This is a genomic window from Cupriavidus sp. GW821-FHT02F09, assembly GCF_059421605.1.
Genome location: NZ_JBWKVH010000081.1, coordinates 1 through 10,815, shown reverse-complemented (window position 1 = coordinate 10,815; position 10,815 = coordinate 1). Strand labels below are relative to the sequence as shown.

The window sequence follows — 10,815 nt, the reverse complement described above, 5'->3', positions numbered from 1 at the left end:
ATCCGGCGCGCCTTCTTTGCCTACTTTCTTGGCAAGACAAGAAAGTAGGTCGCCGCCCCGCAGGGGTGGTGAAACTGTCGTTGAATTTGCAGTTAAGCCCTTGAATCTGAAGCTGATTTTGCAGGTGCAGGTGCAGTTGCAGTTGCAGTTGCAGCCACTACACCCAGCCCCTTTACTCCCGCCGATTCACCAACCCAATCCCCCCCAACACCAGCACCGCGGCAATCGCAAACCGCATGCCCACGGCGTCATGCATCAGCACCACGCCAAACGCCACCCCGAACAGCGGCGTCAAAAACGAAAACACCGACAAGCGCGAAGCCAGGTACTGGCGCAGTAGCCAGAACCACGTCAGGTAGCTGGCGAATGCAATCAGCACCGACTGATAGAACAGGCTGGCGACCACCATGCCGTCGACGCGCGCATGCAGATGCTGCCCGGCTGCAAGCGCCATGGACAGCAGCATCACCGCGGACACTGCGAGTTGATAGAGCAGCGTCTTGCTGGGCGCTGCCGAAGCCAGCCGGCTGGCGCGCACCACCACCGTGGTAGCGGCCCAGAGGAAGCCGGCCAGGATCCCCAGCGCATCGCCCAGTAACGTGCTGCCGCCATGCACGGCCGGCGTGGCGATGCCATCGGCAAAGGCCAGGGCCATGCCGCAGAAGGCTAGCCCGACGCCCAGCCATTGCCCGCGCCGCAGGCGTTCGCCGGCGACGCTCAGATGCAGGCCGAGTGCGGTAAAGATGGGCGCGGTGTAGAGGAACACCGCCATGCGCGAAGCCGTGGTGTGGCCGAGCCCGACGAAGATGCAGAAGAACTCGGCGCCGAACAGCAGGCCAGCCAGCAGCCCGGCGCCCAGCGTGCCGTCGTGTTGCCACAGCGGCGTGCGGCGCCAGGCGGCAAAGCCGAACACCAGCACGGCTGCCACCGCCGAGCGCACGCCAGCCTGGAGCACGGCGCCCATCAGTGGCGCCGTCGCCTTGATGACCACTTGCTGCAGTCCCCAGGCCACGCACAGGACCACCATCAACGTGACGGCTGTGCCGTCGAGCGGGCGCCGGCTTGGCAGCGACGCGCTCACCTCAAGGACGGCTGGCGTCGCGCGTGGAATTGCGCTCGATCAGCTCGATCTTGTAGCCGTCCGGATCTTCGACGAAAGCGATCACCGTGGTGCCGCCCTTGACCGGGCCGGCCTCGCGCACGACGTTGCCGCCGGCGGCGCGGATGCGCTCGCAGGTGGCTGCCGCGTTATCGGTTTCCAGCGCGATATGGCCGTAGGCGGTGCCCATCTCGTACTTTTCCACGCCGTAGTTATAGGTCAGCTCTAGCACGGCGGTTTCGGATTCCGGGCCGTAGCCGACGAAGGCGAGGCGGTACTTGTATTCGGTGTTGTCGCTCTCGCGCAGCAGCTGCATGCCGAGGATGCGGGTGTAGAAGTCGATCGAGCGTTGCAGGTCGCCGACGCGGAGCATGGTGTGGAGGAGTCGCATTTTGGGAGAGGCCTGATCTTGTTTTGGGATAGGTCGATTATTCTAAACGGGATGGAAGCAATCGGTTTGCCTTGGCCCAGGTGTGCCATTTCCCCGTTTCAAATCAAAGGCCCAGCCTAGAACGTGGGCAGCAACTCGGGCGGGTGGGCCCGCAATTGCGCGCGGGCATCACGGAACTCCGGAAAGATCGATGCCACCGTATCCCAGAACCTCGGGCTGTGGTTCATCTCCTTGAGATGCGCCAACTCATGGGCGGCCACGTAGTCGATCATCGACAGCGGAAAATGCATCAAACGCCAGTTCAGGCGGATCTTGCCGTCGGCGGTGCAACTGCCCCAGCGCGTGGCGGCGGAGGTCAGCGCAAACGCGCTATGCCGCACGCCGAGCTTTTCCGCGTAGATATCGAGCCGCTGTGCCAGCAGGCGTCGCGCCTGGTGTTGCAGCCAGCCTTGCACGCGATCCTTGATCTGCTGCTCGTCGGCATGCACGGGCAGCGCGAGATGAAGGATGCAGGTCTGGGCATCGAACAGCAGCACGCCGGCCGGAGACTCCAGCTGCAGCGTGATGGGCTTGCCCAGGAAGGGCAGGCTGGCGCCGTCGCGCCATTGCACGGTGGGCAGCACGCGGCGGGCTTCACGGTGCTGCCATTCCCCCAGCTTGTTGAAGATCCAGCGCTGCTTTTCCAGAATGGCCGACTCGATGTCGGCCAGCGTGACCCAGCGCGGCGCCGTGATGGACAGGCCGCGGTCGTCCACGGTGAAGCCGATGGTACGGCGCGACGAGCGCTTGAGCGTGTAGTGCACGGCGCGCTCGCCCACCAGCAGCCGTCGTGCATTGGGCTGCGGCTGGGGCCAGGGCTGCGCCGTTGGGGAGTTGGGCTGCGCCGGCGTCAACCCGCCTGGCACCATGCCGGGCGCCCTGTCTTCGCCTGTGAGGGCGTCGGACAGCGGCAGCTCCATCTGGGAACCGGGGGAGTCGGGGGGCGGGCGCAGCAATTTCATGCGGGCGTTCTGCTCCGGTAGCTCTCGGCGTCGATTCTACGCATATCTTGTTCGATCCACGCCTCAACCTCTTGATTGACCTGGTCGGCCGTCTTGTTGGCCGACGAGATCGGCGCGCCGACGGAGACCGTGATCAGGCCCGGGTACTTGAGGAACGAGTTGCGCGGCCACAGGCGGCCGGAGTTGACCGCCATCGGGATCACCCATGCGCCGGTCTCCACCGCAAGGCGGGCGCCGCCGCTCTTGTAGCGCGTTTTCTCCAGGCCCGACGGGGTGCGCGTGCCTTCCGGGAACATGATGATCCAGGCGCCTTCGGCCAGCCGCTCGCGGCCCTGGCGCACCGCCGAGGCGAAGGCACGGGTGCCTTCCTTGCGGTTGATGTGCACCATCTTGAGCATGCCCAGCGCCCAGCCGAAGAAGGGCACCATCAGTAGTTCGCGCTTGAACACGAAGCACATCGGCTTGGGCATGGTGGCCAGGTAGGCCACGGTTTCCCACGCCGACTGGTGCTTGGACAGCACCACCACCGGCTTGTCGAGCATGGCATCGAAATGCTCACGGCCTTCATAGCGGTAGCGGATGCCGCAGATCAGCGCGGCCGCACCGGTCACCAGCCGCGGCCAGCCGCGCACGAAGCGGTAGCGGCGGTCGGCGTTCATGAACGGAAAGACGATGAAGCACGCGCAGGCATAGGGCGGCGTCAGTACCAGGAGGAACAACGCGAACAGCAAGGAGCGGAGAAAAATCATCGGTACGGGAGTTGGGTTCAGGAGCCGGCCTGGCGCGGGGCGCCATCGCCGGTGAGCAGCCAGCGCGCAAAGGCGCGCAGGTCGTCGTGGATCAGCGTGCCGGTCGGCAGGCCGCCCTTTTTCTCGGTCTTGGGGCCTTTGCCGGTCAGTACCAGGTGCGGGGCGCAGCCTACCGCCAGCCCGGCTTCGAGGTCGCGCAGGGAGTCGCCCACCAGCGGCACGCCCTTGAGCTCGACGCCGAAGCGCTCCGCCAGCTGCTCAAGCATGCCGGGCTTGGGTTTGCGGCAATCGCAGCCGTCCGCCGCCGTATGCGGGCAGAAGAAGACCGCGTCGACGCGCCCGCCAAGGTTGGCCAGCGCCTTGTGCATCTTCTCGTGCATGGCGTTGAGCGCGCTCATCTCGAACAGGCCGCGTCCGATGCCGGACTGGTTGCTGACGATCACCACGCGATAGCCGGCCTGGTTGAGCGCTGCGATCGCTTCCAGGCTGCCATCGATGGGGATCCATTCGTCCGGCGTCTTGATGAACTGGTCGCTGTCGAGGTTGACGACCCCATCGCGATCGAGCACGACAAGCTTGGGCGGTGTCTGCGGCATGATGGCTTCCCGTTGTGGTGCCGGCCCGCTTACGCGGCCAGCTTGGAGATGTCGGCCACGCGATTGGCCAGCACGTGCAGCGAGGCCAGCAGCGCGAGCCGGTTGGCGCGCAGTTGCGGGTCTTCGGCCATCACCATGACATCGTTGAAGAACTGGTCGACCGCTTCGCGCAGTTGTGCCAGGTCGCGCAGCGCGGTGGCGAAGTCGCCGTTGGCGAAGGCGGCATCCACTTGCGGACGCACGCTTTCCACCGCCTTGTGCAGCGCGCTTTCGGCGGCTTCCTGGAGCAGGGCCGGCTGCACCGTGCCTACGGGGTCGGTGTTCTTGCGCAGGATGTTGGTGATACGCTTGTTGGCCGCGGCCAGCGCTTCGGCCTGGGGCAGGGCGGCAAAGGTGCGCACCGCTTCCAGGCGGGCCAGGATATCGTCCAGGCGCTGCGGGCGCAGGCTCACCACCGCTTCGACCTCATGGGTGGTGTAGCCCTTGTCCTTCAGGTAGCCGCGCAGGCGGTCGTACAGGAAATCGGCAATCGCGGCTTGCGCGGGCTTGACCGCGGCAATGCCGGCGAAGGCTTGCTGGGTGAGTTCCAGCAGCGCGTCGATCGACAGCGGCAGCGGGGTTTCGACCAGCATGCGCAGGATGCCCAGCGCGTGGCGGCGCAGCGCGAACGGGTCCTTCTCGCCGGTGGGCGACAGGCCGATGCCCCAGATGCCCACCAGCGTTTCCAGCTTGTCGGCCAGCGCCACGGCCAGGCTCACCGGGCTGCCCGGCAGGGCGTCGCCGGCAAAGCGCGGGCGGTAGTGCTCTGAGCAGGCCAGCGCCACGCTCTGCGCTTCGTCGTCGTGGCGCGCGTAGTACGTGCCCATGGTGCCTTGCAGTTCCGGGAATTCGCCCACCATGTCGGTCAGCAGGTCGGCCTTGGCGAGTTCGGCGCCACGCATGGCGGCCGCCTTTTCCACGGCAATGCCGGCTGCGGCCAATGCGTCGGCGATGTGGCCGGCGATCTGCTGCAGGCGCTGCACGCGGTCGAGCTGCGTGCCGATCTTGTTGTGATAGACCACGTTGGCCAGTTGCGGCACGCGCGAGGCGAGGGTCTTCTTGCGATCCTGGTCGAAGAAGAATTTGGCGTCCGCCAGGCGCGGGCGCACCACGCGCTCATTGCCGCTGATGATGGACTCCGGCGTATCGGTGGCCAGGTTGGAAACCACCAGGAAGCGGTTGCGCAGGTGGCCGGCGGCATCGGTCAGCGCGAAGTACTTCTGGTTGGTCTGCATGGTCAGGATCAGGCATTCCTGCGGCACTTCGAGGAAGGCCTCCTCGAAGTGGCAAGGATAGACCACCGGCCATTCCACCAGCGAGTTGACTTCATCGAGCAGCGCATCGGGCATCACGACCTGGTCGGCGCCCGCCTGCTCCAGCAGTGCGGTGCGGATGCGTTCGCGGCGATCCGCGTAGCTGGCCAGCACGTGGCCTTGCGACGCCAGCACGGCGGCGTATTCGCCTGCATGCGCGATCTCGATCTCGCCGCTGGAGAGGAAGCGATGGCCGCGCGTGGTGCGGCCCGCCTGCAGCCCCAGCACGCTGAGCGGCACCACCTCGGTGCCAAGTAGTGCGATCAAACTGTGCGCGGGGCGCACGAAATGCACCGTGCTGCCGTCCGGGCGCTGGTAGCTCATCACCTTGGGGATGGGCAGCTTGGCGATGGTGTCGTCCAGCGCTGCCTGCAGCCCGGCGCCCAGTTCGGCGCCGCGCGCGGTGTAGCGGTAGAAGAAGGCGTCGGCCTTGCCGTCGGAGGCGCGCTCCAGGGTTTGCCAGTCGATCGCCTCGACGCCTACCGATTTAGCCAGGGCGACCAGTTTCTTGGCCAGCGGGGCGGTGGGCTGGCCGGTGGCGTCCAGCGCCACGGTCAGTGGCAGCACTTTCTCGCGCTGCTCGCGGTCGGGCGCGTTACGGCGCACTTTGGTGACCAGCGCAGCCAGCCGGCGCGGCGTGGCGAACGCGGTCACGGCGGCGCCGTCACCTACCAAGCCACGCTCGGAGAGGCCGGCGAAGAGGCCCTGCGCGAAGGCGTCGCCCAAGCGTGCCAGCGCCTTGGGCGGCAGCTCTTCGGTGAGCAGTTCGATCAGCAGCGTATCGTTCGAATCGGTCAGGAGTTGCGACATGAATCGTTTCCAACAAGTTGTGGCACGCGCTGCGCTTTAGCAGCGCGGTGCAATAGTAGGTTCTACGCCGGACAACAGCCACAGGCCGTTTTGCTGGCGGAATTGCAGCGTGGTTGCTACGCACTGCGTGTCTGCGCTGGTGCCATTGGTGCCGTTGCTTGCGCTGCTGCCACGGCCGCCGGGGGCGGGACGAGGCGCGAAGAAGCGGGCATCGAGGCGGCGCAGCCGCTTGTCGTAGCGGATCTCGTCGATGCGGCCGCTCACCCAGAAGTCGATCCTGGGTGGCAGCTGCGCGGCCGAGTAGTATGTCCTGATCTGCCTGCGCACCCGCCCGTTGACCGTCTCGGTCTCAATCCACGAGAGCGGGTAGCGGATTGCGCTTTCATAGGCGCGCAGCGGCACGCGGTGCCAGCCAAGGTCCTTGGAGCCCGAGAGATCGCACGAGAACGTGCGCACCAGCTGGGTCCATTGGTCCAGCGAGTTGTTCGGGCCGAAAGCGCCATGCCAGTGCCGGTCGATCGCCTGCTGCAGGGCCTGCGGATTGGCCTCGCATACATTGGACAGGTCGGCCGGCAGGTACAGCACTTGCGGGCTCGGCATCGGCGCGGTGGCCTGGGCGGCGCCATGCGCTCCCAAGGCCAGCAGTGCCAGGGCAGCGCCTCGGCATAGCGCGCTGCGCGCTGTGCGGGTCATGCGGTGGCCTCGCGCTCGCACATCGGGAAGCCGAGCGACTCGCGCGAGTCGTAGTAGGCCTGGGCCACCAGCCGCGACAGGTTGCGGATGCGGCCGATGTAGGCCGCGCGCTCGGTGACCGAGATCGCGCCGCGCGCATCCAGCAGGTTGAATGTGTGAGCGGCCTTGAGCAGTTGCTCGTAGGCCGGCAGCGCCAGGCGCTTGGTGACTTCGGCCGATGCGTCCTGCTGCGTGGCTTCGGCGGCACCCATCAGGCGCTTGGCCTCGGACTCGTACTCGGCGAAGTGGCGGAACAGGATCTCGGTGTTGCTCTGCTCGAAGTTGTAGGTGGATTGCTCCACTTCGTTCTGGTGATAGACGTCGCCATAGGTCAGGCGGCGCGTCTTGCCGTTTTCTTCCCACTCGGTCCACACCAGGTCATAGATGTTCTCGACCTTCTGCAGGTACATCGCCAGGCGCTCGATGCCGTAGGTGATCTCGCCGGTGATGGGCTTGCAGTCGATGCCGCCAACCTGCTGGAAGTAGGTGAATTGAGTGACTTCCATGCCGTTGAGCCAGACTTCCCAGCCCAGGCCCCAGGCGCCGAGGGTGGGGTTCTCCCAGTCGTCCTCGACGAAGCGGATGTCGTTTTGCTTCAGGTCCAGGCCCAGCGCTTCCAGCGAGCCGAGGTACAGCTCCAGGATGTTCTCGGGGGCCGGCTTGAGCACCACCTGGTACTGGTAGTAGTGCTGCAGGCGGTTGGGGTTCTCGCCATAGCGCCCGTCCTTGGGGCGGCGCGACGGCTGCACATAGGCGGCTCGCCACGGTTCCGGGCCGATCGCGCGCAGGAAGGTGTGCACGTGCGAGGTGCCGGCGCCGACCTCCAGATCGATAGGTTGCAAGAGTGCACAACCCTGCCGGTCCCAGTAGGCCTGCAGGGTGAGGATCATTTGTTGGAAGGTCAGCATAGGCGAAGACTAGTAAGGGCCTGCACGCAGGCCAGCAAGCAAGGGCGGACGGCGTGGCGGCAAAGTTGCCGCGGCGCCTCACGAAGATCGTGCCAAACCCTGAATTCTATCGGTTTTTTTGCCGCCGCCAGCCATCGGCACGGCCCTTGCATACGTCAGGGCGTCCAATCCCGCCCGCGGGGCTGGCATGTGGTGTCGGCGTTTTGCAACGAATCGGGTAAACACCGAAGGGTGCTAAAGGCCTGCCGGATACTGGCCGTTAGTGTTTTTGTATACAGTATTAGGCAGAGCTGTGCATAACAGCCGCAACCGTTTGAATCAATCCAGTTACGGGGACACCGGTCATGTCGCTACTTTCTCGCAAGCCTTATCTCGTCGCCATTGCAGTGATGATTGCCGCCGCCTTGCTATCGGTAGCAGCGGGGGCGTCTGCCTGACGACTGGCCCGGCGCAGGCCCGCCCGCCCGCCGTCAGCCCTGCCGGCGGCGGCGCCAGGCCGCCAGTGCCAGCACCAGCAGGCATGCCGCCAGCGCCGGTACATTGCCCCAACGCACGTAGGGGGTGAAACCCTGCGTGCCCTGCACATTGGCGGTGAGCGTGCCGACGGTGAAGGTCGGCAGCTGTCCCGCCACCACGCCGTCCGGCGTCACCACGGCCGTCATGCCGGTATTGGTCGAGCGCAACATCGGCCGGCGCGTTTCCAGCGCGCGCATGCGCGAGATCTGCAGATGCTGGTCCAGCGCGATGGTGTCGCCGAACCACGCCAGGTTGGTCACGTTGGCCAGGATATTGGCCGGCACCTTCTGGCTGCGCAGGGTCTCGGCGATTTCCTCGCCGAACAGATCCTCGTAGCAGATATTGGGCGCCACCAGGATGCCGCGCACGGGCAGCGGCGCCTGGTCCAGCCCGCCGCGGCGGAAATCCCCCAGCGGCATCTTCATCATGTCCACGAACCAATGGAAGCCGAAGGGAATGAACTCGCCGAACGGCACCAGGTGGTGCTTGTTGTAGCGGTACAGCCGTTCGGTCAACGGGCCCAGGCCAAAGACGCTGTTGGTGAAATCGACCGGCGAATCCGCGCCGGCGGCGCCGAACAGCACGGTGGTACCGCTGGCCACGGTGAAATCGCGCACCGCGATGGCGATGTCCACAGGCAGGTCCTGCAAGATCACCGGGAACGCCGTCTCCGGCGTCACGACCAGATCGGCCGGAGCGGCGGTGATCAGGTCACGATAAAGCTCGAGCGAGCGCTGCACGCCGACCGGCTCGAACTTGATGTCCTGCGCTACGTTGCCCTGCAGCAGCCGCACCGAAATGGGCTTGCCGGCAGGCGTGGTCCAGGCGATCGGCACCAGCGCGGCGCCGGCCAGCGGCAGCGCCACGGCGGCCGCCAGGGCGATCGCGCCGGCACGCATGCCATGCGGGTTGGCGTGCTCATTGCGACCACGGCCAAAGCCACGCGCGGCGGCCACCAGCAAGGCGGCCACGGTCGCGGCCAGCGCGCCGATGCCATAGACGCCCACCAGCGGCGCAAAGCCGGCCAGTGGGCCATCGGTATGGGCGTAGCCGCTCGACAGCCACGGAAAGCCGGTGAAGACCACGCCGCGCAGCCATTCCGACAGCCCCCAGGCCGCCCCAAAGGCGAGTGGCGCAAGCAGTGCCAATGAGGTTGTCCGCGTACGGCGGGCAGCCAGCCAGTGCCACGTGGCGGCGGCCAGTGCCGGATAGAGCGAGAGGAAGGCGCCGAACAGCAGCACGGCAAGCATCGCCATCCACGCCGGCATCTCGCCATAGACGTGCATGCTGATATAGAGCCACCAGATGCCGGAGAGGAACCAGCCGAGGCCGAAGGCGTAGCCGGTGGCGGCCGCGCCACGGGTGCGCGGCGCATCGGCGACCAGTGCCACCAGCCCCGCCAGCGACAGCAGTTGCAGCCACCACCAGGTGTGCGGCGCGTAGGCCTGGGTATGGGCCACGCCCAGCACGGCGGCCAGCAGCAGGCGGGGCAGGCTCACGCCGCGCGCGTCGTCGCGTCCGGCGCTAGCGGCGCCGGACCATGCCTGGACAACGCGCTTCATGCGCCGTCCACGTCGGGCGGGGCCTCGCGGCGCACCAGCATCAGGTGCGCCTGGCGGGCGTCGGCACGCAGGACTTCAAAGCGCATCGGCGGCAACACCACCACTTCGCCACGATGCGGCACGTGACCCAGGTGGTTGCTCAGCAAGCCGCCCACGGTATCGACGTCGTGATCCGAGAATTGCGTGCCGAAGGTTTCGTTGAACTGCTCGATTTCGGTCAGTCCATGCACGCGCCAGCTGCCATCGGGCAGCTGCACGATATTGTCATGGTCTTCGTCGAGGTCGAACTCATCCTCGATGTCGCCCACGATCTGCTCCAGCACGTCCTCAATGGTGACCAGGCCGGCGACGCCGCCGTACTCGTCCACCACCATGGCGATGTGGTTGCGGTTGATGCGGAAGTCGCGCAACAGGATATTGAGGCGCTTGGACTCGGGAATGAACACCGCCGGGCGCAAGGTCTCGCGCAGGTCGAACTCTTCATCGGTGTAATACCGCAAGAGGTCCTTGGCGAGCAGGATGCCGATGATGTTGTCGCGGCTGCCTTCATAGACCGGAAAGCGCGAGTGCGCTGTCTGCCGCATGAAGGGAATGAAGCTCTCCGGCGCATCGGCGATATTGACGGTGTCCATCTGGCCGCGGGGGACCATGATGTCGCGCGCGGTGAGTTCGGATACCTGGAACACGCCTTCGATCATGGAAAGCGAGTCGGCGTCGATCAGGTTGCGCGCATGCGCATCCTGGAGCACCTCGAGCAATTCGGCACGGGAGTCTGGCTCCGGAGAGATGAAATCCGAGAGCCGTTCGAGCAGGGATCGGGGACGGTCGGCTGACTTCGAACTGGGATAAGGGTCGTTCATGGCGCGACGAGCGCGGGGTGGATATCGGTTGAAGGATACACTAAAAGGGTTTGGGGGCAGTGATAGGGGAGGTTTGGTGGGGTTTGGAATGGCAACTGCGACAGGAAAATTGGCTTCAGCTGGATTGACGTCAAGGGCAACTGCAACTGCAACCGCTTAACTGCAACTGCGGTTTCACCACCCCTGCGGGGCGGCGACCTACTTTCTTGTCTTGCCAAGAAAGTAGGCAAAGAAGGCGC

At 65.9% G+C, this 10,815-nt stretch carries 10 protein-coding genes; all 10 read right to left on the bottom strand.

Annotation, left to right across the window (positions count from 1 at the left end; all coding sequences use genetic code 11):
* Nucleotides 1–172 precede the first annotated feature (172 nt).
* Entirely contained in the window at nt 173–1,027 is an 855-nt protein-coding gene (locus AC07XB_RS38380; RefSeq protein ID WP_492376016.1) for a DMT family transporter, read from the bottom strand.
* Between the two features lie 55 nt (nt 1,028–1,082).
* The gene (gene gloA / locus AC07XB_RS38375; protein WP_006162781.1) at nt 1,083–1,490 is read right to left on the bottom strand and encodes a lactoylglutathione lyase; all 408 of its coding nucleotides are present in this window, start codon (nt 1,488–1,490) and stop codon (nt 1,083–1,085) included.
* Nucleotides 1,491–1,606: 116 nt separating this feature from the next.
* Entirely contained in the window at nt 1,607–2,491 is an 885-nt protein-coding gene (locus tag AC07XB_RS38370) for a M48 family metallopeptidase (RefSeq protein ID WP_492833095.1), read from the bottom strand.
* Entirely contained in the window at nt 2,488–3,240 is a 753-nt protein-coding gene (locus AC07XB_RS38365) for a lysophospholipid acyltransferase family protein (protein WP_043343766.1), read from the bottom strand. Before AC07XB_RS38365 ends, AC07XB_RS38370 begins: the two co-directional genes overlap by 4 nt.
* Before the next feature lie 17 nt (nt 3,241–3,257).
* A complete protein-coding gene (gene gmhB, locus AC07XB_RS38360; RefSeq protein ID WP_492376005.1) occupies nt 3,258–3,836 on the bottom strand; it encodes a D-glycero-beta-D-manno-heptose 1,7-bisphosphate 7-phosphatase in 579 nt (192 codons plus the stop codon).
* A gap of 29 nt (nt 3,837–3,865) precedes the next feature.
* Complete coding sequence (gene glyS, locus AC07XB_RS38355) at nt 3,866–5,998, bottom strand: glycine--tRNA ligase subunit beta (protein WP_492376004.1); 2,133 nt, start codon at nt 5,996–5,998, stop codon at nt 3,866–3,868.
* A 36-nt stretch (nt 5,999–6,034) separates the two neighbouring features.
* On the bottom strand, nt 6,035–6,691 hold the full coding sequence (locus tag AC07XB_RS38350) for a hypothetical protein (protein ID WP_492376003.1): 657 nt from the start codon (nt 6,689–6,691) through the stop codon (nt 6,035–6,037).
* Nucleotides 6,688–7,638 carry a glycine--tRNA ligase subunit alpha gene (glyQ, locus tag AC07XB_RS38345; protein WP_492833093.1) on the bottom strand — a complete coding sequence of 317 codons (951 nt, stop codon included), beginning with the start codon at nt 7,636–7,638 and terminating at the stop codon, nt 6,688–6,690. Before glyQ ends, AC07XB_RS38350 begins: the two co-directional genes overlap by 4 nt.
* 470 nt (nt 7,639–8,108) lie before the next feature.
* Nucleotides 8,109–9,716 (bottom strand): apolipoprotein N-acyltransferase, encoded by a 1,608-nt coding sequence (gene lnt / locus AC07XB_RS38340; protein WP_492813598.1) that lies wholly within the window; start codon nt 9,714–9,716, stop codon nt 8,109–8,111.
* Nucleotides 9,713–10,576, bottom strand: coding sequence for a CorC family transporter (locus AC07XB_RS38335; protein ID WP_492376000.1), 864 nt, complete (start codon nt 10,574–10,576; stop codon nt 9,713–9,715). Before AC07XB_RS38335 ends, lnt begins: the two co-directional genes overlap by 4 nt.
* Between the last annotated feature and the right edge of the window lie 239 nt (nt 10,577–10,815).

Excerpts from the sequence above, each read along its gene's own strand:
- gloA (WP_006162781.1), bottom strand. The coding sequence starts at position 1,490 with ATGCGACTCCTCCACACCATGCTCCGCGTCGGCGACCTGCAACGCTCG.
- AC07XB_RS38335 (WP_492376000.1), bottom strand. The coding sequence starts at position 10,576 with ATGAACGACCCTTATCCCAGTTCGAAGTCAGCCGACCGTCCCCGATCC.
- AC07XB_RS38350 (WP_492376003.1), bottom strand. The coding sequence starts at position 6,691 with ATGACCCGCACAGCGCGCAGCGCGCTATGCCGAGGCGCTGCCCTGGCA.
- gmhB (WP_492376005.1), bottom strand. The coding sequence starts at position 3,836 with ATGCCGCAGACACCGCCCAAGCTTGTCGTGCTCGATCGCGATGGGGTC.
- lnt (WP_492813598.1), bottom strand. The coding sequence starts at position 9,716 with ATGAAGCGCGTTGTCCAGGCATGGTCCGGCGCCGCTAGCGCCGGACGC.
- glyQ (WP_492833093.1), bottom strand. The coding sequence starts at position 7,638 with ATGCTGACCTTCCAACAAATGATCCTCACCCTGCAGGCCTACTGGGAC.
- AC07XB_RS38380 (WP_492376016.1), bottom strand. The coding sequence starts at position 1,027 with ATGGTGGTCCTGTGCGTGGCCTGGGGACTGCAGCAAGTGGTCATCAAG.
- glyS (WP_492376004.1), bottom strand. The coding sequence starts at position 5,998 with ATGTCGCAACTCCTGACCGATTCGAACGATACGCTGCTGATCGAACTG.
- AC07XB_RS38365 (WP_043343766.1), bottom strand. The coding sequence starts at position 3,240 with ATGATTTTTCTCCGCTCCTTGCTGTTCGCGTTGTTCCTCCTGGTACTG.
- AC07XB_RS38370 (WP_492833095.1), bottom strand. The coding sequence starts at position 2,491 with ATGAAATTGCTGCGCCCGCCCCCCGACTCCCCCGGTTCCCAGATGGAG.